This is a genomic window from Porphyromonas gulae, assembly GCF_000765945.1.
Lineage (GTDB): Bacteria > Bacteroidota > Bacteroidia > Bacteroidales > Porphyromonadaceae > Porphyromonas > Porphyromonas gulae.
The window spans coordinates 1-22,893 of record NZ_JRAT01000028.1 but is presented as its reverse complement, the minus strand read 5'-3'; the positions used below and the strand labels follow the sequence as shown (position 1 = coordinate 22,893).

The following is a 22,893-nucleotide window of genomic DNA, read 5'->3' as shown; positions in this document are numbered from 1 at the left end:
GTTTTTCAGATTACTTGAGGTTTGCAGAGAGATCGCATGAAGCTCTCCTTTCTTCGTCAAATCAATGCATGTATCTGTCTTGATCGATATGAGGGGGGAAGGGTTATTGTATAACGGTCTCAAAAGGTGCCTTTCCGGATCAAAGTCCAAATAAAAACCTTGCAGGTCTAACTTCCTGCAAGGTTTTTTTTTGTTTTGTTACGAAAGCTCGGATTTCGGAGCGATGTCCTATCGAGCTTCGGCGATTAAAAATGAGTGGAGAGCGTGGCCATGGCCGTAAGCATCTTATTGCCGTGGTCGTACATTACAGCAGCACCTGCCCCCACGTTTTTATGAATTTGATATTCGTAGGCTACACGCGCTCCGTAACCGATGTAGGTATTCGAATTGGTGTAGATACTGACTTTGGCTCCTTTGTCTCCATAGATGAAATGGATATTGTGCTTATTGGACAGACCGGCTTGTACTGCCAGAAACAAATTGTGCCGGCTATTCTGCCAAAACAGATGGAGAGGATTGACTCCGACGACGATCATATAGCAGTTGGCACTGCCTGCATCGAAGAATGACCACTTCTCATTCGGAGAAGACATATTTACCTGAAAAGATCCATCACCCTCGTTCGACGCAAAGGAATCTGCATTGTTGGCTGTTTGACGTGTGGAGTTGTACATGGACAGACCCACTTCCAGAAAGCTCCCCATACGCTTTCCCAAATAGAAACCATAGGTGAATCCTCCCGGGATGTTCTCCGTATCGGAGTATCCTGCTCCGACCTGCAATGACCATGGTCTGATAACGTCTTGTGCAGCCAATCGGCCTGCAATTCCATACAATAATACAACGAGAAGCAGTAGCATTCTTTTCATACTCTTTCTTTTTTAGTTATTTAATTGTGTCGATTATCTCCTCTAAATGTAAAACAGTCACAAAAATATAATGAATAGATGAGAAATGGATTGCCGTTTCGGAATTAGCTGTATTGAGGTGTATAAATACCAAGACGGAAGCTCCGGGTCATAGACTTTTCGTTTGAGCTAAGGAGTACTATCTTTGGACGCTGAAATAAAAAGGATTTCGTGAAAAATGAATAAAGCAAGCAAATTGATTATACTCTTGCTCCTGCTGGGCTGTTCGGCATCCGCACAGAAGCTCAGTAGCAGTATGAAAGAGGCCCTGCGTAAGCTGGAAACGGCTGTGTATGCCATCAGCAACCTGTATGTGGACAGTGTGGACAACAACAAACTGGCCGAATATGCCATTCGAGGGGTCTTGAGCGAATTGGATCCTCACTCTGTTTATTCCGATGCGGAGGAAACAAAGAGCGAACTGGAGCCTCTGAATGCAGGATTCGACGGTATAGGTGTGCAGTTCAATATGCTCACGGATACGGTCTATGTGGTACAGGTGATTGCCGGAGGTCCTTCGGAAAAGGCCGGATTGTTGGCCGGTGATCGCATCGTGTCAGTGGATGATACTGTCATTGCGGGTGTCAAGATGAAGACCAATGACGTGATGAAACGCCTGCGCGGTCCACGAGGAAGCAAGGTAAAACTCGGCGTATGGCGAGGGAACGACAGGCTCAGCATCACGGTCAAGCGAGGTCTGATCCCCGTTCATAGTCGTGAGGCTTGCTATATGGTCGACGAACGTACGGGATATATCAGGCTGAGTAGATTCTCCCGCACCACTTACAAAGAGTTTGCCGAGGGGATCACCCTGTTGCGGGGGCGCGGCATGCAGCAACTGGTACTCGACCTGCGATTCAATGGTGGTGGTATCCTCGATCAGGCGGTAGATATGGCCGGCGCTTTCTTGCCCGAAGGGAGTACAGTGCTGACCGTCAGAAACAATCGCACTCCGCAGATCAGCGAGCGGATGGAGGCCCCGAACAATAAGCTCTTGCCGAAGGATCTGCCTCTGGTTGTTCTCGTCAACGAATTTTCTGCCTCAGCCAGTGAGATATTGGCCGGGGCTATACAAGATTGGGACAGGGGCGTCGTTATCGGACGGCGCACCTTCGGCAAAGGATTGGTACAGCGTCCATTGCCCTTTCAGGACGGTTCGATGATCCGGCTGACTATCGCTCGCTATTATACACCTTCGGGACGTAGCATCCAGAAACCTTATGCAAAAGGGAATTTCAAAGCATACGAACAAGAATTGATCGGTCGCTTCAAACACGGTGAATCCATCCATAGCGACAGCATCCGTTTCCCCGATTCGCTTCGCTACAAGACTCTCGTCACGGGACGTACCGTTTATGGAGGGGGAGGCATTATGCCGGATCTTTTCATCCCAACGGATACAGCCTTGTTCAACAGGCTGCATCGCGAGCTGTTGAACAAGGGCATCTTTAATCGGGCTGTACTCAAATATGTAGATGCACATCGTCAGAAACTGCGCCAACGCTTCCCCGACAGACAGTCATACGCCACGTTTAGCGTTCCCGAAGAGCTGACCGAAAGCCTGAAAACATTTGCCGAAGCTGAGAAAATCACATGGAGCAACGAACTTTTTGCTGAAGCCGAAGAGCTTATCAAGCATCAGCTCCATGCCTATATCGCACGTGATATTCTGGGGGAGGACGACTTCTTCTATTTCTTCAATCGCATGGATAAGGAATATATAAAAGCACTCGATCTCCTCAATGATCCCGACGAATACAAACGACTCCTCGGAAAGTAATTTGGTACCGGAAAGATACCAAACAACCGTTCGGTTACGTTAGCTTTGTATAGGATTATGAAAGAGATAAGTAGATTGATAGCTGTCATATTGCTTGCTGTGGGCTTTGTGCTCGCCAGTGGTAGTTGTTCGGATGATTTCGACAAATATGCCGAGTCTCCGGAGGATCGTGCCGAATTTTCTGCCGATACCATCAAGTTCGATACCCTTTTCAGCCGAGTCAGTTCTTCCACTCGGACATTCATGGTGTACAACCGGCTCAATCGTTCGCTACGTCTGAGCGAAGTGGAGCTGGTGGGAGGCAAAAGTCGTGGCTACCGTGTGAATGTGGACGGACATGTAGGCACCAAGTTTTCCGATCTGACCATCCTTCCGAAGGATAGTATGTTCATCTTCGTCGAAGCCACTTTCCCTGAAGGGGAGAGCGATGATCCGGTCGAGGTCAAAGACTCTCTCCGTTTCCTTATCAATGGACGTACGGACTATGTCCTGTTGCAGGGTTTTCGTCAGAATGTGGACGAAGTAACTGCTTTGGTTATCGATAGGGATACGATATTCGGAGCACATCGTCCCACCTTGCTTCGCGATAGTCTTGTCGTTCAGCAGGGGGCTACCCTTACTTTGCCTGCCGGATGCCGTCTGCTGATGGCCAATAAGGCCCATATCAAGGTGCGTGGTCGCCTAATGGCGGAGGGCAATTCGGCCAAGCGAGTGATGATAGAGAATCTGCGCCACGATCTTCTCGTGCAGGATGTTCCTTATACCCTTGTCCCCGGACAGTGGGGTGGTATCCTTTTTTCTGAAGAAAGCAATGGCAATGAGCTCCGCTATACTACCATCCGCAATGGCCGGTGGGGAATCATCGCCGAAGGAGGCAAGGATGTCACCACTCCTAAGCTGCTCTTGGAGGGCTGTATGGTGACGAATATGAAAGGGGCAGGCTTGGCTGCTTCAGGTGGTTATATCCGTATTCTGAACAGTGAGATCAGCAATACCCTCGGCTATACCGTAGCCCTCTTCGGCAGTGTATGCGAATTGACTCAAAGCACTGTTTGCAATTTCTATAGATGGGACAACCGCCAAGGGGAAGCCTTGCGCTACGTGACGGCATTCGCTCCCGATGTGGCCGGTGGGTCGTATATCCCCTCGTCGGACAGCCGATTGGTTTTGTCCAACAGTATTGTCGATGGCAGTCGGTCTGTAGTCAAACAGGGAGACAAAGAGAGTGGGGGAGAGATCAGTCTGTCCGATGGCTCGCAGACAGATGATGAAGCCTCCGTACTTGCACGACTAACGATGCGCAATAGCTACGTGCGTGCTCGGTCGAGCATCCTCAATGTCGGATATAATGTGATGGAAGCTGACAAGAAGAACCCCGCGGACAGTATCTATTATAGTGTAGGGTATGACCTGATCAAAAAGAAACACAACTTTCGCTACGACTATCATCCTCTGCCCAAAGCTCCTTTCGTCGGAATAGCCGATCCTACGATTATAGCACTGTTCCCCACTGATTTGAATGGGGAACCGCGTCGGACAGCTACCGTGGGGGCTTTCGAGGTAAAGCCTCGTCCATGACAGGTCGTGTACACGTTCACATAAGACAGAAAAAATATTATGAGAGAGGTGCGAATTGAAGCAGGCTGGAAAAAGGTTTTACAGGAAGAGTTTGGCAAATTTTACTTTGAAAAGCTGACGGAATTTGTACGTGAAGAATACCGGCAGAGCCCGATTTACCCTCCGGCGCGATTCATTTTCCGGGCATTTGATACTTGCCCTTTCGACCACGTCAAAGTCGTTATTCTCGGACAAGATCCCTATCACGAACCCGGACAAGCCGAAGGATTGGCCTTCTCTGTGCCGACCGGAGTCAGGATTCCTCCCAGCTTGCGCAATATCTGTGAGGAGATTCGTACCGATACCGGAGAGCCTGCTCACATAGATGGTGGAAGTCTTTTGCCGTGGGTGGAGCAAGGTGTCTTATTGCTCAATGCTACCCTTACGGTTCGTGCCGGCCAGGCCGGTAGCCACCAAGGACGTGGGTGGGAGACCTTTACCGATGTGGCCATAGAAGCTTTGGCCAAACAGAGAGAACACCTCGTCTTTCTCCTCTGGGGAAGTTATGCCCGCCGAAAATCTGCCATGATCGATCCTCGTCGCCATCTCATTCTCGAAGCACCTCATCCTTCGCCCCTGTCGGCGCATCGCGGCTTTTTCGGATGCAAGCATTTCAGCCGAGCCAACTCATACCTCCGCCAGCACGGCATAGCCCCAATCGTTTGGTAGCTGTCTTTTCTTGATTGGAAAAGTGATTGGCTGGCTTTGTCCCTTCCGAGAACTACATGTAGCCGGAGTACACCTGATCGAAGAAGCACACCATAAAAAAGAAAACCTGTTTGGGGAGAAGGATTCCAAACAGGTGATAAGAGAGATGTTCCGATATGCATCCGAATAAGCGGAGATGAGGCTTGTCCCCTCTTTGTCAAGACCAAAAACAGTGCGAGAGGGTCAGAATATCCGCATCAGCTCGGACAAAGAGGAAATAATATGCATGGGTGCTCCTATGCTATCATCAGGTGATGTGTGTTTGTTCGGATTGTACCAGACAGAGGCAAGACCGGCATTCGCCGCCCCGACTATATCGGCTTCCCAGCTATCCCCAATCATGATGCTTTCCGTTTTCCTGGCTTTGGCTTTGACCAAAGCGAAGTCGAATATTTTTTTGTTCGGCTTGTTGATGCCTGCATCTTCGGACAAAATCACACGGTCTATATGGGGGGCCAAACCACTATTGGTCAGTTTGGCATGCTGGACTTCACGAAAACCATTGCTGAGGATATAGATATTGTAGTATCGGTGTAAGTACTCCACCGTCTCCAAAGCATGAGGACAAAGCCGCGTTTTCCGTCCCGTTATGGATAGAAATTCTGTATTCCAAGCCAGTATTTGTTCGTCGGACAGAGCGACATGTCCTGCAAAAGGTCGTCTGAATCGCTCCAAAGTAAGTGTGGGCTTGTCGATTTGTCCAAACCGATACTCAGACCAAAGTGCTTCATTGTGAGGCCAATATATGCCGAAGAAGGTTTCGAACGATTCGAAATATCTATCCCATGCATGTGTGTGATATAGTTCTTCGAGACTGCTCTTATTGTTATGATAAGTGTCCCAAAGCGTATCGTCGAGATCGATAAAAAGATGTTTTAGCATGAAAGAAACGGAGTGAGGGCTGGATGTTGTGGCCGAGACCGAAGTGCACGAGGCCGAAAACAGATCGATTCGCCGGACGAGCGACCTTTGCCTTTAGCAGACAAGAGAAGAGGGTGTGTCCAAACTTGCGTTCCGACACACCCTCTTTATAGAAATGTCCTATATACAGGACTTCAAAGGATCCGCCTGATTAATTGGTTTGGATAACGAGTATTTTGGAGTTTTTCCAGAAAGCCTGAGGATCCTTGATGCGAAGGGTGAGCATCTTATCTGTGCCGCGAATCAATTCGTATGATGACGCAGGGTGGCTGGTCAGTACATTTGCTTTCTTGGCCATCAGCGGGATCACCTTCAGGTTGCGCAAATCGGCTTTCGTGAAGTATGAATCGTTGTGTCCTTCGGTCAATACCTGACCGCGACGAACGATATTCATTTCTTTCAGGTCGCTGCTTGTCCCTATGCAATAGCGAACGGTATTGAGATCGCGATCCTGACGAGCATTCTGTTCTGCCAAAGCTGCGTTCTCTCTCGCGCTGCTCTCAAGTTGAGCACCCTGCGAAATAACTGTGGAGTCGAGCATGTCGATGGCGATGTTCTTGCGCTCCAATTCTTCACGCAGCTGGTTTACTTCCTGAGTTTTTGCTTCGAGTTGCTGGCGCAGCTGTGCCAAAGTCTTCATCAGACGGCTGTTCTCACGTCCGCTCTTTTGGAGCTTCTCAGTCAGATCGTCGATGCTCTTGCGGTTGGCTTGGAGCTTCTCATTGATCAGTCTCATATTGTCATTGATACGATCGCGCTGGCTGGCACGAATTTCTCCGCTCAGAGGGTTGAGATTGATCATGCCTTCCATGGCAGAGATTTCTTGGAAGTTGGTCAGAATTCCACTGATAATGGAGTCCATCTCTGCCAATTCGGATTCGTGTTGGCTGTTTACTGCTGCAATAGAGTCGTACTGCATTTTCAGCTCTTTATAGGCACTGGAGTTCTTTCCACATGATACCAAGGCAAGAGTTAGCGCTGTGGCGATAAACAGTTTCTTCTTCATGTTCGTAATACTTTTATTAGCGTGACACTTTATTCATTCTTAACTTATTGCTTTCCTTCGTTTCTCCTTTTCGGGACAGCTCCACCTACGATGAGGACGAATTCTCCTCTTGGAGGGTGGTTTTCGAAGTGAGCTAGTAATTCCGCGAGTGTTCCGCGGATCACCTCTTCGTGGAGTTTGCTCAGCTCCCGGCATGCAGCAGCCGGTCGATCGAGACCGAAAGTCTCCACAAATTGGGTCAGAGTCTTGAGCACCCGATGGGGCGACTCATAAAATATCATCGTCCGGAGCTCCTCGGCCAGTTCTTTCATTCGGGTTTGGCGGCCTTTCTTGACAGGCAGAAAACCTTCGAAGACAAATCTGTCGGCAGGGAGTCCGCTTGCTACCAAAGCCGGAATCAATGCCGTAGGCCCGGGCAGACATTCTACCACTACATCCAATTCGGCACATGCTCTGACAAGCAAAAAACCGGGGTCGCTGATCCCGGGAGTCCCGGCATCGGAGATCAAAGCTATACGTTCACCTCCGGATATCCGCTCGGCCAATGCCTTGGCCGTACGATGTTCGTTGAACTTATGATGGCTCTGGAGCGGACAGTGAATGTCGTAATGGTGGAGCAGTACATTGCTGGTACGCGTGTCCTCGGCCAAAATCAGGTCTGCTTCGCGCAGTACCTTCAAGGCTCTCAAGGTAATATCCTCCAAATTGCCGATAGGAGTCGGCACGACTGTCAAACGTCCTTCCATCGCAAATCCTACGGTTCAGCTCCTTCTACGGAAGAAATCCGACACTACTTCCGCAAAGTCATTTACCGTCGGATCCTCTGCCTCCCATTGCATCCGCTGATGCAAATAGGCCATAGCTTCAGCCGCTGACGACAGCAATCCGAGATCGGCAGAGACATCTCGCATAAGCTTGTCATCGTCTTGAAACAACTCCCGTCTAAAGCGAAAAAAATCCAACGTAGAGACTATCTTCTGCAAATCGAAGCCTGCAGGAGAGGGTCTCTCCTCTTGTCTTCCCTCTTGGGGTGTTATTTCCGTTAGCCCAACGGTCTGCGTCGTTTGCTCCTTTTGCCTCGATGCTTCACGAATAAGCATGCCGTTGATACGACTCAGTCTGTCAAAAATCTCAATCGCCTCGTTTGGGGTCAATTCCGAGAGTTTCTCTCTATCACCAAAGAGGCGTTCCAAGTGCGTTAGCACATCAAAAATATCAGCGTCATGAGCTGCATTCATCAGGCTGAATCTTGAGTTAAAACATAATTGTTCGGCACAAACTTACAGAAAAAAAAACGAGAACTCCGCACTTTCACACAAATATACATACTGCAAATGTGTTCAAAAGCACACTTCTCTTGGCTGTAAACACGGCTTTTCAGGACAGAAAAAACGCTCAGATCTTTGGGCGTTATCGCCCTTTTGAATACCCTGTTTCAAATGAAAAAAGGACTGCCATTCGATATTCGGGCAGTCCTTATGTGAGGATGTCTTCCTGTTAAGCCTTATCGCTCTTGCGGCGGATTCGAGCCTCCTCGGCTGAAAAGCTATATGGGCACTAATTGTGCATCACCAAAAGGGGAGTTCCAGCATGGAAGAGCATTCGCCGCGCCATACTTGGATTGAAGAAACGGGCGAAGAAATTCCTGCGATAAGTATTGACCACAATCATATCCACCTTTTCCTGACGAATGAATTTTTCCAAAGCGAGGGAGAAGTCTCCTTCGTCCAGCATGCTCACTTTGATCGTGGCATCGGGATAGTGATGCGCATGGTACTCCCTGATGGCTTTGAGTTGTACTTGGTTCCATTCCGGCGTACCCACCGAGATATTGAAGATGCTGTACGAAGGGTTGTTCTTGTCCAGCAGCTTCATCATGGCATCGAAGAGCACCAGATCGCGTTGGTCGAAGCTGGTAGCCACTGCTACATGCTTGGCCTGATTCAGATCGTTGAAGGGCACTTCCTCAGGAATAACCAATACCGGTACTTTACTCGAATCAATTACTTCGGCTGCAACACTTCCGATCAGATCCGAATCTTTGCGGGATTTGCCTCGTGTACCCATCACGATCATTACAGGTCTGTGCCGCTTGCAGTAACTAAGGATGACATCCTCCGGAGCACCGTCCAAAAGGACAGAGGAGAAAGATATTTCGGGAAGTTCCTCGCGCGTTATCTTTTCGCGTAGTTCCTTCTTGAGTTTGTTCATCAGACGCTGTACGCGCTGGTATTCTTTGCGAAGGCTGACCTCATTGCTTAGCTGGAATACCGCAGTATCGCCTACAGTAAGCGGTGTGGAGAAAAACGGGCTGATGTAGACGTGCATCAATACGACCCGAAGACCGCGACGGGCTGCAAAGTTAAATCCCAGTTCGCATATCTTCATCGTATATTCGCTGAAGTCCACAGGGATGAGCACATACTCTTCCGTGTTTTTCGCTCGCTTTTTGGGATCTTCCTGATCCCATTTGTTATCCTCTATAATACTGAGAGCACGAGGCAGATCGGTCTCTTTGATTCTCACCCGAACACCGGCAGAGATAACGGGCTGTATCTGATTGACATTGTGAAGATACGCTTCTATGCCCTCGGTTTCGAGGAGAGACTTCAGTATCTGGGCTTTCTCATAGGAGTGAATAGCCAGGGTCACTAATTTTTCTTCTTTCATATCAATAAACGTGTTGTAGGGTTAGTTCTTTATCGTGTCATTTTCACTGTTTTCGTGCTGTGTATCTGTGCGCTATTCGCAAAAAAGCCACTTCGGTCGCTTCTTATTGCAGACCGGAAGTGGCTCCGAGTTTATTATTTGGGAAACGCGCTGCCCCAAAGACTATGCGTTGGCTTCGCCCAGCATAGACAAAGCTCTCTCTAAGATAGTTGTGTCGTCCAACTCAACAATACCTCCTTCCGGTCCTGCTTCGATATGAACACCGCAGCTACGACCTTCTCTGAAATTGGCACCGCCGAAATAGTTGCGTACGGTTTCCACTCGCAGCCCCAACTCATCGGCAATGCGTTGCATAGCACCATCGGGCAAGCTGTCTTTGATTCTTCTCAGTTCATTGAATGTGATTGTCTTAGTCATGGGAATAATTTCGTCTTTTTTTGTGGTTCAACAATCAGTTTATTATTCTGCCCCTAACTTAGACATATTATTTGACAATACCAAAACTCAAAAGCCTCTATCCGCTCTTTATCCTGTCGAGGCTTGGCTTTTCCTCCGAGGAGGAAGAGCCGAAAAATAAGATGGCGGATAAATGATTGTGCTGTGAAAAAGGGGAGTACCTAATCACTACTTCACACCATAGTGCAAACTTCGTAGTATCTCTTTCACCTTTTCGACCTGATTGCCTTGGATGATTATTTCTCCGTCCTTGGCTGCTCCTCCCACTCCACATCGCTGCTTGATCAGACGCGACAGATCGGTCAGATCGTCGTCCGAGCCGACGTATCCCCTCACAAGGGTGACCTCTTTGCCCCGACGCTGCTTGCGATCCAGCGTGATGCGCAGGCGTTGTTTCTCCGGAGGAAGCGTCTCGGCTACCTCTTCGCTATCCTCATGTTCGTATTGGAAATCGGGATTCGTACTGTACATGACCCCCAGTCTGTTCTTCCAGTCACTCATATTTTATATCCTCCATAAATAAAAGCTGCCGAGGAGATACCACCACCTCCACGACAGCCTTTGTTCCTAATCGAATACCGCGTGTCTTAGTGCGGATTAGCCCTTCTTGGCCGACTTGGTAATGCGCTTGCGCGGCTCAGGCATGGTCTCTACACGAACGATATGCTCATTGGCACCCTCCCACATGATTTCCTTCTCGGCTGCACGCAGATAAGCGATCTCATCGCCTTTTTTTACCACAGTACCTTGTGCCACTACCTCTGTAATACGGCCGGTAAATGTACAATAGACCTTCTCGATGTAGCCGAATTGGTTCTCGATATAGCAGAACGGCTGGCCGGTACGATATTCGGCACCGATAGCCGGAGCGATGGATGGCTCTTCCGTATCGATTTCCCAATAGAGTCGTCCGGAGCAGGGTGCCACGATCGGATCGCATCCGGCGCGCTTGGCTTTTTTGATGTCTTCGTCGCTATATCCCTGCTTAGCCATGCGGTCGGCTTTGGCTTTGTCCAGATCGGCATTGAAACGCTCCTTGGCTACACCGCTCTTATAGTCGCGATACTGACGGTCGTGCATGGCAAGCTCGAACAGCTCTTCGTCGTCCGGGCCATACTCCCAACCGTTCTGATCCATTTCCTTGCGGAATTCGTCCAAGGCATCAGGATAAAATTGCTGAGGATCGGCATCCGAAAATTCCATTCCCTTCTCTTTTGCCAAAGCGATGATCTCCGGATCCAGCTTACCGGGCAAACGGCCCGATTTGCCGAGGATCATACCCCATGTATTCTGGTCGATGGCTTGCCAACGCCCTTCGCCCCGGATCATGTTGTACACGTTCATCAGGGCAACATTCTTCACATACTGGCTGAAAGGAGTTACCAGCGGAGGATAGCCGAGGCGCGGCCACACATATTCTACCTCTTGGAAGAGACGTACCAGCAGCTGATCTATGGTCATCTCCGGTTCGCCCTTTCCTTTGAGGAACATATTGATACCTGCATGTACCCCTTTCAGGTCGGCCATCATAGATCCCATCATACCGCCGGGGAGACCGCATCCCACGAGCAGTGAGCTTGTTTCTTTGTTCGACGGATCCATGAAATAGCCCAAGAAGTCGTCTATAAACTCCTGTGTCAGGCTTCGGGCTTTCATGTAGGCATCCATATTGATCTCCGGCACTTTGAAGCCGGCATCCTTGAGCATCTGCTGGATGGTGATCACGTCCGGATGCACCTTGCCCCAAGAGATAGGCTCCATAGCTACGTCGATGATGTCAGCCCCATTCTCGCATACCTCCAGCATGGAAGCGACAGAGAAGCCGGGGCCTGAGTGGCCGTGATATTCGATGATCACATCGGGATGCTTGGTCTTGATGGACTTCACCAGCTGACCGAGGAAGTGAGGACGCCCGATACCGGCCATATCTTTCAGGCAGATCTCCGGTGCTCCTGCTGCGATCAGCTCATCGGCCAGATTGGAGTAGTACTCCACTGTGTGTACGGGAGAGAACGTGATACAAAGCGTAGCCTGCGGGATCATACCGGCTTCCAGTGCATATTTGATGGATGGAATGATATTGCGAGCATCATTCAGACCATCGAATATACGCGTGATGTCCACTCCTTGGGCTTTCTTCACTTTGTACATCAGGCGACGCACATCAGCCGGCACGGGGAACATGCGAAGGCCGTTGAGTCCGCGGTCCAGCATATGGGTCTGAATGCCCGCTTCGTTGAATGGCTTGGTGAAGGCGCGCACAGCTTTGTTGGGGTTCTCTCCGTACAGGAGGTTCACCTGTTCGAATGCCCCCCCATTCGTTTCCACTCGCGCAAAGCAACCCATCTCCACGATAACCGGAGCGATGCGTTCCAGTTGATCTTTTCGCGGTTGGTACTTGCCTGATGACTGCCACATGTCGCGGTACATCAGACTGAATTTGATTTCCTTCTTCATATTGGTTTCAAGTGATTTCGAGTTGTATACTTGACTTCTTCCTTTATATAAATACCGACTGTGGTATGCTAAACCACAGAAACAAAGATATTAAATAATTCCATAGTTAATCCGCCCAAAATAAATTTTTCTCCGGTCCCGTGCCAATGAGGTTAGAAGCCCTTGGTTCACCCATTTGCAACCACTTGGACGCAAATAGCCGTATACCCCCTAATCGTTTGGTAAATAGGCCATAAGCCGATCCGCCACTGCCCGATGGTGCGATGTCGGAGCAATTGCTTATCGGAGAGGACGCGTCGGCTTGTTTTTGGCACCGCAAAACGGAGAATTGCCGAGCCTGAAATCTCAGAAACTCGAACGAAAAGAAAATTTTTTACAGGCGAGATTTTTTTGCTTTTGGTCTAACTTCTGATCTTTTTTCGCGCCTTGTTTTTCAGCTCCATAAGCAGGCATTTTTCTGCACCGCAATTATAGGAAAGCGGGTTTCGCTCGTCTACCCAAAAAGTTTTCGACAGTGAAGGCTACAGCACGCATCTGCCCACGCTATATATAAATAGGTGTACGATGCTGAAAAATAGCAAAGACAAGCTATTTGTTCCATAGTAAAAAAAGATTACCTTTGCAGCTGTTACGGATGGATGGAGGAGGCGACCCGATCAAGGTTCCTCCTTTTTGTTTATCCCAATGTCTAAGTAAGTACAGAGCGAGATGATAGACAGAGAACAAATCGTTCGGATCGTTTCGGACTATCTGTCCATAGGGGAGACTTTCCTCGTGGAGGTGGCGATACATCCGGGCAACAGAATCGTCGTAGAGTTGGATAGCGCACGAGGGGTCTGCATAGATGAGTGCGTAGCACTGAGTCGGCACATCGAATCCCAAGTGGATCGGGATATAGAAGACTACGAACTGGAAGTAGGCTCGGCCGGACTGACGTCTCCTCTGAAAGTGATGCGCCAGTGGGAGAACTGCATCGATAGCGAGCTGTCTGTACTGCTGACCAATGGGATGAAGGAGACCGGTCGCCTTGTTGCTGTCACTCCCGAAGCAATCAAGCTGGAGGTGGTGCGCATGGTGAAGCCGGAAGGAGCCAAGCGCAAAAAGCCTGAAACTCAAGAGCTGACAATAGTCATGGCCGACATCAAACAGGCCGTGCGCGTCATATAAGCAGTAATAAAAAAAGAATCAAGAGAATACACCATAAAGAGAGTCCTATGGCCAAGAAGCAAGAGACGATCAGCATGATAGAATCGCTGGCAGAATTCAAAGAGCTGAAAAACATTGACAAAGAGACGATGATCAACGTCCTGGAGGATTCCTTCCGGAATGTTCTGGCAAAAATCTTCGGATCGGACGACAACTTCGACGTAATCATCAATCCTGAGAAAGGCGACTTCGAAATATGGCGCACCCGTCAGGTAGTAGAAGACGGTGCCGTAGAGGACGAAAGCCGCGAGGTGTCTCTGTCGGATGCTCACGAGATCGACCCCGAGGCGGAGGTCGGGGAGGAAGTAACGGACTCCGTGAACTTCGCTTCCTTCGGTCGCCGTGCCATTCTCAATCTTCGCCAAGCTCTCTCCAGCAAAATTATGGAGCTTCAGAAGGAAAACCTGTTCAATACATTCACGGAACGTATCGGGCAGCTCATTTCGGCTGAAGTATATCAGGTATGGAAGCGCGAGGCTCTGCTTATTGACGACGATGGCAACGAACTCCTGATGCCGAAGAGCGAACAGATCCCAAGCGACTTTTTCCGCAAAGGTGAGACCGTTCATGCCGTTGTGGAGCGCGTGGAGAACGCCAACAACAATCCCAAGATCATCGTATCGCGTACAAGCGGAGAGTTCCTCAAGAGGCTTTTCGAGCTGAATGTGCCGGAGATTGCCGATGGTCTGATCACCATCCGCTGCGTAGCCCGCATCCCGGGAGAGAGAGCCAAGATGGCCGTAGAGTCTTACGACGATCGTATCGACCCCGTAGGAGCCTGTGTGGGTATGAACGGTTCGCGCATACGAGGCATCGTACGCGAACTGAGAGGCGAGAATATCGACGTTACGCAGTACACGACGAACACCGCCCTCTTCATCCAGCGAGCACTCAGTCCGGCACGTATATCTTCGATTCGCCTGCTCGAAGCAGAGCATAAGGCCGAAGTATTCCTGCGCCCCGAAGAAGTGCCTTTGGCTATCGGAAAGAATGCCTCGAATATCAAGCTGGCATCGGGGCTGACGGGTTATCAGATCGAAGTGTTCCGCGACATAGATGATATGGACGAAGAAGACATCTATCTGGACGAATTCAACGACGAAATCGACCAGTGGATCATCGACCTGTTCAAGAATATCGGCTGCAATACGGCCAAGAGCGTGCTCAACAAGAACAGAGAAGATCTGATCAAAGAGACGGATTTGGAAGACTCCACCATAGACTATGTACTCGGAGTCCTGAGTGCCGAATTTGCCGATGAGGATCAGGTGACTGATAATCAAAGTACCGATTCGGATGATTTGGACAATTTCTCTGCCGAAGACGATCTGAAGCAAGAGTAAGAAGAACAAAAGCAGTCTCCTCCCCATCCCTCATCTTATAGTACAATCCTCACAAAGGTGCAGCATAAATCACAGAAGAAGAAAAGGTTAGTATGTCAATAAAATTATTCAGCTTAGCTAAAGAGTTAAATGTAGGAGTAGGCTCCCTCGCCGGCTTTCTTCGGAAAAAAGGTTTCGATGTGGAGGACAACAATCCCAATGTTCGCATTGAGAATGAAGAGTTCGATCTGCTGCTGACCGAATTTGGCAAGTCGCTGCCCAAGGGTGAGGCCGAGCGCATTCGCAAGAAATTCGTCAAGCAAAAGCAAGGCACTCCTGCATCTGCTCCGTCCGCCAAAGAGGAAACCGCGGGGACGGCAGCGAAAGAAGCTCAGGTAATAGCTACGGAAGTACCCCAGGACATGCGACCTCGCTTCACGATCAAAGGGAAAGTAGAGACCGAAAAGCCGGCTGCACCGGCTCCTTCGCCCAAGGACAAGGAGCCTGACATCGTGCGTGAGGACAAACCCACCAAAGAAACTGCACCTGTAAAAGAGGAAACAAAGGTCGTTCCCGTCAAGGAAGATAAGCCCAAGGAAGAAAAACCGAAGCAAGAAGAGCCTAAACGGGAAGAACCCAAACGGGAAGAACCTGTACAGGTAGTTCCTGTAACCAAGCCGGTCGAAAAACCTGCGGAGAAACCACAGCAGCCGGTCGTGACACAGAAACCTCAAGAAGCCGAAACTCCTCCTGCTCAAGAGATGGAGAAAAAAGAAGACACCGAAGAGGTTTTCCGCCTCAAAACCAATACGCAGGAGCCTCAAGTAAAGGTAGTCGGAAAGATAGACCTCTCTTCGATCAATTCATCCACACGTCCCAAAAAGAAGACGAAGGAAGATCGCCAGCGTGAGCAGAACGATGCCGATGGCAAGAAGAAACGCAAGCGCATCAACAAAGCTGCCGTAGATGTCAAGAAAGAGGCGGCAAAGGTGAGTGGGGAGCAGGGCAAACGTAATGCCGGAGGAGGAAGCCATCCGTCCGGCAATAAGAACAACCGTCCGACTCAGCAGCAGTCCAATGCTTCAGGAGGTCGCAAGAACAACAAGCGTCAGTCTATCCCTCCCAAGGTGGAGATCTCGGACGAAGATGTACAGAGACAAGTAAAAGAGACGCTGGCACGCCTCACGACGAAAAAGACAAGTACCACGCTCGGGCGTGGAGCCAAATACAGGAAAGACAAGCGTGATGCGGCTTCTCGTGCAGCTCAGGATGCCATGGAGCTGAACAGCGAAGAGCAGCACACACTGAAGCTGACCGAATTCGTTACCGTAAGCGACCTGTCCAATATGATGGACGTCCCCGTGAACGAAGTCATCGCCACTTGCATGAGTATCGGTATGATGGTCGGTATCAATCAGCGTCTCGATGCCGAAACGATCAATATCGTAGCTGAAGAATTTGGCTTCAAGACGGAGTTTGTCAGCGCGGATTTGGTAGAAGCCATTGCCCCCGAAGAGGATAATGAGGAAGACCTCGTTGCGCGTCCTCCGATCGTTACGGTCATGGGACACGTAGACCACGGTAAGACTTCGCTACTGGACCGCATTAGGAATACGAATGTGATCGAAGGGGAAGCAGGGGGTATCACCCAGCACATCGGAGCCTATGGTCTGAAACTTCCCAGTGGCCGCCGTATTACATTTTTGGATACGCCGGGACACGAAGCCTTTACGGCTATGCGTGCCCGTGGTGCGAAGATTACGGATATTGCCATCATTATCGTTGCTGCTGACGACGATGTGATGCCACAGACAGTCGAAGCCATCAATCATGCTTCAGCGGCAGGTGTGCCGATGGTATTCGCCATCAATAAGATAGACAAACCGGCTGCCAATCCCGAAAGGATCAAAGAGCAGCTTGCAAACATGAACTACCTCGTTGAGGACTGGGGTGGCAAATATCAAAGTCAGGAGATCTCGGCCAAGAAAGGCATCAACATCACCGAATTGCTGGAGAAGGTTCTGCTCGAAGCGGATATCTTAGAGCTTAAAGCCAATCCTAACCGCCGTGCCATCGGTTCGATCATCGAGTCTTCTCTGGACAAGGGAAGAGGTTATGTCTCCACTGTCATGGTACAGAACGGTACGCTCAATATGGGCGATGTGGTGCTGGCCGGTACCTGCCACGGACGTATCAAAGCCATGTTCAACGAACGGAATCAGCGCGTGAAGCAAGCGGGACCGTCCGAACCGGTGCTTATCCTCGGTCTGAACGGTGCACCGGCTGCCGGCGATACATTCAATGTGTTGGAAACGGAGCAGGAGGCTCGCGAAATAGCTAACCGCCGAGAGCAACTCCAACGCGAGCAGGGACTGCGTACGCACAAGATACTCACGCTCGAAGACATCAGCCGTCGCCGTGCAATCGGCAACTTCCAAGAGCTGAACCTCATTGTCAAGGGGGACGTGGACGGCTCGGTAGAAGCTTTGTCCGATTCGCTCATCCGTCTGTCTACAGAAGAAATCCAAGTCAATGTCATCCACAAAGCTGTGGGGCAGATTTCCGAATCGGATGTGGTGCTCGCAGCAGCTTCATCTGCTATTATCATCGGATTCCAGGTTCGTCCCAGCGTGGCTGCCCGCAAGCAAGCGGAAACCGATGGCGTAGAGATCCGTACCTATTCTATTATCTACGACACGATCGAAGACATCAAGTCTGCCATGGAGGGCATGCTTTCGCCTGAGATTCGCGAAGAGGTTACCGGCTCTCTGGAAGTATTGCAGACCTTTAAGATCAGTAAGGTCGGTACGATCGCCGGTTGTATGGTCAAGGAAGGTAAGGTCAAGCGAACAAGCAAGGTTCGTCTCATACGCGACGGTATAGTGATCCACACCGGAGAGCTTGGCTCTCTGAAACGATTCAAGGACGATGCCAAGGAAGTGGTGGCCGGACTCGAATGCGGTCTTAATCTGGCTCACTCGAACGACATCCAAGATGGTGATATAATCGAAGCTTTCGACGAGATCGAAATCAAAAAGACTCTCTAAAGATCGAACCGAGACGGGTTACCACCCATGAACGCGATCGATTTAGCCATACTGATAATTTTGGCGATAGGATTACTGAAAGGCCTGTTTGATGGTATCATCAAACAGGCAGTTTCACTTATAGCCATAGTCGTTGCCACGTATGGTTGTGCCTTACTTGCCGTTCCCATAGAGACGTGGATCGGACCTTTTTTCGGCCTTTCACGAGGCGTGGCTCATACTTTTGCTTTGATCGTTGGGTTCTTGGCTATTTTGATTATCATCCCGATGGTCGGCAATAAGGTCTCGAAAATCGTTGGCAAGACTCCTATCGGCATTCTCAATCACTTGGCCGGCGGAATAGTCGGGATAGGTATAGCAGCTATTCTGATGAGCTATCTTTTCCTGATTGCCGACAATGTTTTTTCAAGAGACGAAGCGGACAGTGACAATCCGCCCCTTCGCAATACTTCGATGCTGTATGACCATGTAAAAAACATAGTCCCAACTTTTAGCCCCCATCGGCTGTTTATGAATTGAAATTCGTAAAGAGCTTACTCAGAGACTTCAAATATGCAAGAGAACAATAATATATTGGATGAGGTTACAGGCAGTGAATATAAATACGGCTTCGTAACCGACATCGAAACAGAAACTATAGGACGCGGGCTTTCCGAAGACACTGTCCGTCTCATATCTGCGAAGAAGGAAGAGCCGGAGTGGCTTCTCGAATTCCGCCTGAATGCCTATAGACACTGGCTCACCATGAAAGAGCCCGACTGGGCACACCTCAATATCCCACCGATAGACTACCAAGATATTATCTATTACGCCGCTCCGAAAAAGAAAAAGGGTCCCAAGAGTCTGGACGAAGTGGATCCCGAACTACTGAAGACATTCGACAAACTCGGCATTCCGCTCGAAGAGCAGAAGATTTTGAGTGGAATGGCTGTGGATGCAGTAATGGACAGCGTATCGGTGAAAACAACTTTCAAAGAAAAACTGGCAGAGAAAGGAATCATCTTCTGCTCTTTCAGCGAGGCCGTGAAGGATTTCCCCGATTTGGTCAAGAAATATCTGGGTACGGTCGTTAGCAGTAAGGACAACTTCTTTGCGGCTCTCAACTCTGCCGTATTTAGCGACGGCTCCTTTGTGTATATCCCCAAAGGCGTCAGATGTCCGATGGAGCTTTCTACTTATTTCCGAATCAATGCAGCCAATACAGGGCAGTTCGAACGAACGCTGATCGTTGCCGATGAGGATTCTTATGTGAGCTATCTTGAAGGCTGTACGGCTCCCCAGCGAGATGAAAATCAACTTCATGCTGCAATCGTGGAGATCATTGCCGAGACCAATGCGGAAGTCAAGTATTCTACGGTACAGAATTGGTATCCCGGTGACAAAGAGGGCAAGGGCGGTATCTACAACTTCGTCACAAAGCGAGGTGTCTGCAAAGGCGATAATTCCAAAATATCCTGGACACAGGTCGAGACAGGTTCTGCCATCACCTGGAAATATCCCAGTTGTGTCCTGCGTGGCGACAATTCGATAGCGGAATTTTACTCCGTAGCTGTTACCAATAATTTCCAGCAGGCAGATACGGGTACGAAGATGATCCATCTCGGCAAAAATACCCGCAGTCGTATCGTATCGAAAGGTATATCGGCCGGTTCCAGCCAGAACAGCTACCGCGGATTGGTCAAAATCTCCAAGAATGCGGTCAATGCTCGTAACCATTCGCAATGCGACAGCCTACTGCTTAGCGACCACTGCGGTGCTCATACATACCCTTATGCGGATGTCCAAAATGATACGGCTATCATCGAGCATGAAGCTACGACGTCCAAGATCAGCGAAGAGCAGATATTCTACTGCAATCAAAGAGGAATCGGTACGGAAGAGGCCGTAGGTCTGATCGTCAATGGTTATGCCAAAGAAGTGATGAATAAACTGCCGATGGAGTTTGCCGTAGAGGCACAGAAACTACTTAGTATCTCTCTGGAAGGATCGGTCGGATAGAGATCTCTGCAATCATTTCAAAATAAAAAACACTCAAGTATGCTTAAGATAAAGAACCTCCACGCCACAGTACAGGGCAAAGAGATATTGAAAGGGATCGATCTGGAGATCAATGCCGGAGAGATTCATGCCATCATGGGGCCTAACGGATCAGGAAAAAGTACGCTCTCTTCCGTTTTGGTGGGACATCCCTCTTTTGAAGTCACGGAAGGAGAGGTGACATTCAATGGAATCGATCTGCTCGAACTCGAACCGGAAGAACGTGCACACCTCGGACTCTTTCTCAGCTTCCAATATCCGGTTGAGATCCCGGGCGTCAGTATGGTGAATTTCATGAGGGCAGCTGTCAATGAACACAGGAAAGCGATCGGAGCAGAACCCGTATCGGCAAGCGACTTCCTCAAGATGATGCGCGAAAAACGTGCTATTGTGGAGCTGGACAACAAATTGGCCAGCCGTTCTGTGAACGAAGGCTTCTCCGGTGGAGAAAAAAAGAGAAACGAAATCTTTCAAATGGCTATGCTCGAACCCAAACTGGCTATTTTGGACGAAACCGATAGCGGACTCGACATCGATGCTCTCCGCATCGTAGCCGGTGGGGTGAACCGACTCCGCTCTCCGGAGAATGCTGCTATTGTAATCACCCACTATCAGCGTTTGCTCGAGTACATCAAGCCGGACTTCGTACACGTCCTTTACAAGGGGCGCATCGTCAAGTCGGGAGGAGCCGAACTGGCTCTCACGCTCGAAGAAAAAGGCTACGACTGGATCAAGGAAGAGATAGGAGAATAATCGGATATGAAGGTAGAAGAACAATATCTGCAACTCTTCCGAGAGAATCGCGAAGCAATAGACAGCCACTCTCCCCGAGTGCTCAATGAGCAACGGGAGAAGGCGTCAGTGGCTTTCGCCTCGAAGGGGTTGCCTCGGTATGGCACCGAGAACTATCAGCGTACCGATTTGTCTGAACTATTCGGTTACGACTACGGAGTAAACCTGAATCGTGTCAATTTCCCAATCAGACAGAAAGAAGCTTTTCATTGTACGTTGCCGGATTTGGACACGGACCTTTGCTACATTGTCAATGATGCGTACGACAACGAATGGAGTCGCGTATCCGAGCTGCCGGAAGGAGCATTTGTCGGCAGTCTGAGCGATTTTGCCCTCAACCATCCGGAGATAGCAGCTCGTTATTATGCTCAAGCCGCTGCACCTGATCACGATGGCATCATTGCTTTCAACACGATGTTTGCTCAAGATGGATTCGTCATATATCTGCCGGATGGTGCTGTACTGAAGAATCCGATCCAGCTTGTACAACTGCTCAGAGCCGACATGGAGATCCTCGCTAATCGTCGGTTGCTCATCGTCCTGGGCAAAGATGCCGAAGCCTCTCTGCTGATATGCGAACACACCCTGGATACACATTCTTTCCTCGTAACGGAAGTTGTAGAGATATTCGCTGCGGAGAACAGTCGATTTGCCTTGTACGATCTTGAAGAAAGCAGCAAAAACACCAAGCGTATAGCTTCAGTCCATATACGTCAAGCTGAGAATTCGAATGTGACGATCAACTGCATGACGATTCACAACGGTCTGACACGCAACAACTACTACTGCCATCTTGAAGGGGAAGGGGCTGATCTGACCTTGGGTGGAATGGCCATTGCCGAAGGGAAACAGCATGTCGATAACTACAGCAGGATAGAGCACCTCGTTCCCAACTGCCAAAGCAACGAACTCTTCAAATACGTTCTCAGCCGGCAGGCGCAGGGAGCTTTCTCCGGACGAATCTATGTGGCGAAAGGGGCACAAAAAACGGCAGCTTATCAGAACAATCGTAACCTCCTTCTGGATGATACGGCTCGCATGTACTCCAAGCCGCAGTTGGAGATCTATGCCGATGATGTGAAGTGTTCGCATGGTATGACTACGGGGCAGCTGGACGACGACGCTCTCTTCTATCTGCGTCAGCGCGGCATTCCTCTGGCTGAAGCCAAGACTATGCTTAGCGTGGCCTTTACCGATGATGTAGTCAAGCTGGTTCATATCGAGCAACTTCGTGAACGTCTGCGCGACATTATCGAACATCGGTTCCGCGGAGGCTGCATGCGGTGCGGCTCCTGCAATATCTGCTACTAAAAATACTTTTGTCTCGTCCTACAAAAGCTTTACAGCTATTAGGACAAGAATAAATTTTTCCCTGATCCATCAGCGGGCCCGACCTTGCTGATGGATTTGTTTTTTCGGAGGGGAGGTCGAGCTACGCCCTACAGCTACTTGACCTACGCCGTAGAGCGTATCGAGCTACGCTCTACGGCTCTTCGAGCTACGCTGTAGAGTCTGTCGCGCCGGGCCCTACGGCTCAGCTCGGCCACCTCTACGGCTCGCAGAGCGGAACTCTACGGCTCGGCTCGCTACGCCGTAGAGCATACTTCGCTGAGCCCTACAGCGTAGCTCGAAGAGCTGTACGGGATTGCTCATCATCCTCTACGGAATACCGCTATGCTCCTTGTGGTATAGTTAGTCGTCAGTTCGATCCAGCCCCGACCTCCCTATTTGCGCTTAAATCGAATTGACATCTCTGATCTTAATGCGGTAAAATCTGCCACTTCGATAAATTACGAACCGAAAATGCCCGGATTGTGGTCTGCGAATCCTGAGAAAACGGCGCGAGAATTTTTTCGCTTTGGCGCGTAAAAATTTTCCCTCCCGAGCCAAAACATAAAAAAATACGTGCCACACTTTCATGGCTGTAAAGCCGGCAATTTTTGGAGCCTAAACCATCGCGGGGGGG

At 49.6% G+C, this 22,893-nt stretch carries 20 protein-coding genes; 10 read left to right on the top strand and 10 right to left on the bottom strand.

Annotated features, from left to right (window positions below; translation table 11 throughout):
- Window positions 1–245: 245 nt before the first annotated feature.
- Window positions 246–869 (bottom strand): hypothetical protein, encoded by a 624-nt coding sequence (locus tag HQ49_RS09610; protein WP_004583881.1) that lies wholly within the window; start codon window positions 867–869, stop codon window positions 246–248.
- Window positions 870–1,086: 217 nt separating this feature from the next.
- Between HQ49_RS09610 and HQ49_RS09605 the strand changes: the two genes are divergently transcribed.
- Genes HQ49_RS09605 through ung form a run of 3 tightly spaced genes read left to right on the top strand, consistent with a single transcriptional unit; the run spans window position 1,087 to window position 4,974 of the window.
- Window positions 1,087–2,688: a S41 family peptidase gene (locus tag HQ49_RS09605; RefSeq protein WP_039419688.1), complete on the top strand. Its 1,602-nt coding sequence runs from the start codon at window positions 1,087–1,089 to the stop codon at window positions 2,686–2,688.
- Between the two features lie 57 nt (window positions 2,689–2,745).
- Complete coding sequence (locus tag HQ49_RS09600) at window positions 2,746–4,266, top strand: hypothetical protein (RefSeq protein ID WP_039419687.1); 1,521 nt, start codon at window positions 2,746–2,748, stop codon at window positions 4,264–4,266.
- A gap of 39 nt (window positions 4,267–4,305) precedes the next feature.
- A complete protein-coding gene (gene ung / locus HQ49_RS09595) occupies window positions 4,306–4,974 on the top strand; it encodes a uracil-DNA glycosylase (protein WP_039419686.1) in 669 nt (222 codons plus the stop codon).
- Window positions 4,975–5,196: 222 nt separating this feature from the next.
- On the opposite strand, the gene HQ49_RS09590 is transcribed toward ung, so the two are convergent.
- The 8 genes from HQ49_RS09590 to HQ49_RS09555 form a co-directional block, all read right to left on the bottom strand.
- Complete coding sequence (locus tag HQ49_RS09590) at window positions 5,197–5,895, bottom strand: YjjG family noncanonical pyrimidine nucleotidase (protein ID WP_039419685.1); 699 nt, start codon at window positions 5,893–5,895, stop codon at window positions 5,197–5,199.
- Window positions 5,896–6,085: 190 nt separating this feature from the next.
- Entirely contained in the window at window positions 6,086–6,940 is an 855-nt protein-coding gene (locus HQ49_RS09585) for a Cbp1 family collagen-binding glycoprotein adhesin (protein WP_039419684.1), read from the bottom strand.
- 44 nt (window positions 6,941–6,984) lie between these two features.
- Window positions 6,985–7,686, bottom strand: a complete 702-nt coding sequence (gene rsmI, locus HQ49_RS09580) for a 16S rRNA (cytidine(1402)-2'-O)-methyltransferase (protein ID WP_039419683.1) — start codon at window positions 7,684–7,686, stop codon at window positions 6,985–6,987.
- Between the two features lie 15 nt (window positions 7,687–7,701).
- Window positions 7,702–8,178, bottom strand: coding sequence for a hypothetical protein (locus HQ49_RS09575; RefSeq protein ID WP_039419682.1), 477 nt, complete (start codon window positions 8,176–8,178; stop codon window positions 7,702–7,704).
- Between the two features lie 319 nt (window positions 8,179–8,497).
- Window positions 8,498–9,610 (bottom strand): universal stress protein, encoded by a 1,113-nt coding sequence (locus tag HQ49_RS09570; protein WP_018966050.1) that lies wholly within the window; start codon window positions 9,608–9,610, stop codon window positions 8,498–8,500.
- A gap of 162 nt (window positions 9,611–9,772) precedes the next feature.
- Window positions 9,773–10,027 (bottom strand): hypothetical protein, encoded by a 255-nt coding sequence (locus HQ49_RS09565; RefSeq protein ID WP_004583895.1) that lies wholly within the window; start codon window positions 10,025–10,027, stop codon window positions 9,773–9,775.
- Window positions 10,028–10,234: 207 nt separating this feature from the next.
- Entirely contained in the window at window positions 10,235–10,567 is a 333-nt protein-coding gene (locus HQ49_RS09560; RefSeq protein WP_039419681.1) for a translation initiation factor, read from the bottom strand.
- A 96-nt stretch (window positions 10,568–10,663) separates the two neighbouring features.
- Complete coding sequence (locus HQ49_RS09555) at window positions 10,664–12,523, bottom strand: oxaloacetate decarboxylase (protein ID WP_039419680.1); 1,860 nt, start codon at window positions 12,521–12,523, stop codon at window positions 10,664–10,666.
- 708 nt (window positions 12,524–13,231) lie between these two features.
- Here HQ49_RS09555 and rimP point away from each other — a divergent pair.
- The 7 genes from rimP (at window position 13,232) to sufD (ending at window position 22,238) form a co-directional block, all read left to right on the top strand.
- Window positions 13,232–13,690 (top strand): ribosome assembly cofactor RimP, encoded by a 459-nt coding sequence (gene rimP / locus HQ49_RS09550; RefSeq protein WP_018964794.1) that lies wholly within the window; start codon window positions 13,232–13,234, stop codon window positions 13,688–13,690.
- Window positions 13,691–13,737: 47 nt separating this feature from the next.
- Window positions 13,738–15,072 (top strand): transcription termination factor NusA, encoded by a 1,335-nt coding sequence (nusA, locus tag HQ49_RS09545; RefSeq protein WP_039419679.1) that lies wholly within the window; start codon window positions 13,738–13,740, stop codon window positions 15,070–15,072.
- A gap of 92 nt (window positions 15,073–15,164) precedes the next feature.
- Window positions 15,165–18,098, top strand: a complete 2,934-nt coding sequence (infB, locus tag HQ49_RS09540) for a translation initiation factor IF-2 (protein ID WP_039419678.1) — start codon at window positions 15,165–15,167, stop codon at window positions 18,096–18,098.
- 27 nt (window positions 18,099–18,125) lie between these two features.
- Window positions 18,126–18,617 (top strand): CvpA family protein, encoded by a 492-nt coding sequence (locus tag HQ49_RS09535; RefSeq protein WP_039419677.1) that lies wholly within the window; start codon window positions 18,126–18,128, stop codon window positions 18,615–18,617.
- 33 nt (window positions 18,618–18,650) lie between these two features.
- Window positions 18,651–20,096 (top strand): Fe-S cluster assembly protein SufB, encoded by a 1,446-nt coding sequence (sufB, locus tag HQ49_RS09530; protein ID WP_039419676.1) that lies wholly within the window; start codon window positions 18,651–18,653, stop codon window positions 20,094–20,096.
- Between the two features lie 39 nt (window positions 20,097–20,135).
- Window positions 20,136–20,888: a Fe-S cluster assembly ATPase SufC gene (gene sufC, locus HQ49_RS09525; protein WP_004583906.1), complete on the top strand. Its 753-nt coding sequence runs from the start codon at window positions 20,136–20,138 to the stop codon at window positions 20,886–20,888.
- Window positions 20,889–20,894: 6 nt separating this feature from the next.
- Window positions 20,895–22,238, top strand: coding sequence for a Fe-S cluster assembly protein SufD (gene sufD / locus HQ49_RS09520; RefSeq protein ID WP_018964799.1), 1,344 nt, complete (start codon window positions 20,895–20,897; stop codon window positions 22,236–22,238).
- Window positions 22,239–22,661: 423 nt separating this feature from the next.
- Here the strand turns inward: sufD and HQ49_RS11560 are convergent, their stop codons facing one another.
- Window positions 22,662–22,847, bottom strand: coding sequence for a DUF1661 domain-containing protein (locus tag HQ49_RS11560; RefSeq protein ID WP_152569175.1), 186 nt, complete (start codon window positions 22,845–22,847; stop codon window positions 22,662–22,664).
- Between the last annotated feature and the right edge of the window lie 46 nt (window positions 22,848–22,893).

What these genes read in the sequence shown, in the direction of transcription:
- HQ49_RS09610 (WP_004583881.1), bottom strand. Translation starts at nt 869, where the DNA reads ATGAAAAGAATGCTACTGCTTCTCGTTGTATTATTGTATGGAATTGCA.
- HQ49_RS09605 (WP_039419688.1), top strand. Translation starts at nt 1,087, where the DNA reads ATGAATAAAGCAAGCAAATTGATTATACTCTTGCTCCTGCTGGGCTGT.
- HQ49_RS09600 (WP_039419687.1), top strand. Translation starts at nt 2,746, where the DNA reads ATGAAAGAGATAAGTAGATTGATAGCTGTCATATTGCTTGCTGTGGGC.
- ung (WP_039419686.1), top strand. Translation starts at nt 4,306, where the DNA reads ATGAGAGAGGTGCGAATTGAAGCAGGCTGGAAAAAGGTTTTACAGGAA.
- HQ49_RS09590 (WP_039419685.1), bottom strand. Translation starts at nt 5,895, where the DNA reads ATGCTAAAACATCTTTTTATCGATCTCGACGATACGCTTTGGGACACT.
- HQ49_RS09585 (WP_039419684.1), bottom strand. Translation starts at nt 6,940, where the DNA reads ATGAAGAAGAAACTGTTTATCGCCACAGCGCTAACTCTTGCCTTGGTA.
- rsmI (WP_039419683.1), bottom strand. Translation starts at nt 7,686, where the DNA reads ATGGAAGGACGTTTGACAGTCGTGCCGACTCCTATCGGCAATTTGGAG.
- HQ49_RS09575 (WP_039419682.1), bottom strand. Translation starts at nt 8,178, where the DNA reads ATGAATGCAGCTCATGACGCTGATATTTTTGATGTGCTAACGCACTTG.
- HQ49_RS09570 (WP_018966050.1), bottom strand. Translation starts at nt 9,610, where the DNA reads ATGAAAGAAGAAAAATTAGTGACCCTGGCTATTCACTCCTATGAGAAA.
- HQ49_RS09565 (WP_004583895.1), bottom strand. Translation starts at nt 10,027, where the DNA reads ATGACTAAGACAATCACATTCAATGAACTGAGAAGAATCAAAGACAGC.
- HQ49_RS09560 (WP_039419681.1), bottom strand. Translation starts at nt 10,567, where the DNA reads ATGAGTGACTGGAAGAACAGACTGGGGGTCATGTACAGTACGAATCCC.
- HQ49_RS09555 (WP_039419680.1), bottom strand. Translation starts at nt 12,523, where the DNA reads ATGAAGAAGGAAATCAAATTCAGTCTGATGTACCGCGACATGTGGCAG.
- rimP (WP_018964794.1), top strand. Translation starts at nt 13,232, where the DNA reads ATGATAGACAGAGAACAAATCGTTCGGATCGTTTCGGACTATCTGTCC.
- nusA (WP_039419679.1), top strand. Translation starts at nt 13,738, where the DNA reads ATGGCCAAGAAGCAAGAGACGATCAGCATGATAGAATCGCTGGCAGAA.
- infB (WP_039419678.1), top strand. Translation starts at nt 15,165, where the DNA reads ATGTCAATAAAATTATTCAGCTTAGCTAAAGAGTTAAATGTAGGAGTA.
- HQ49_RS09535 (WP_039419677.1), top strand. Translation starts at nt 18,126, where the DNA reads ATGAACGCGATCGATTTAGCCATACTGATAATTTTGGCGATAGGATTA.
- sufB (WP_039419676.1), top strand. Translation starts at nt 18,651, where the DNA reads ATGCAAGAGAACAATAATATATTGGATGAGGTTACAGGCAGTGAATAT.
- sufC (WP_004583906.1), top strand. Translation starts at nt 20,136, where the DNA reads ATGCTTAAGATAAAGAACCTCCACGCCACAGTACAGGGCAAAGAGATA.
- sufD (WP_018964799.1), top strand. Translation starts at nt 20,895, where the DNA reads ATGAAGGTAGAAGAACAATATCTGCAACTCTTCCGAGAGAATCGCGAA.
- HQ49_RS11560 (WP_152569175.1), bottom strand. Translation starts at nt 22,847, where the DNA reads ATGAAAGTGTGGCACGTATTTTTTTATGTTTTGGCTCGGGAGGGAAAA.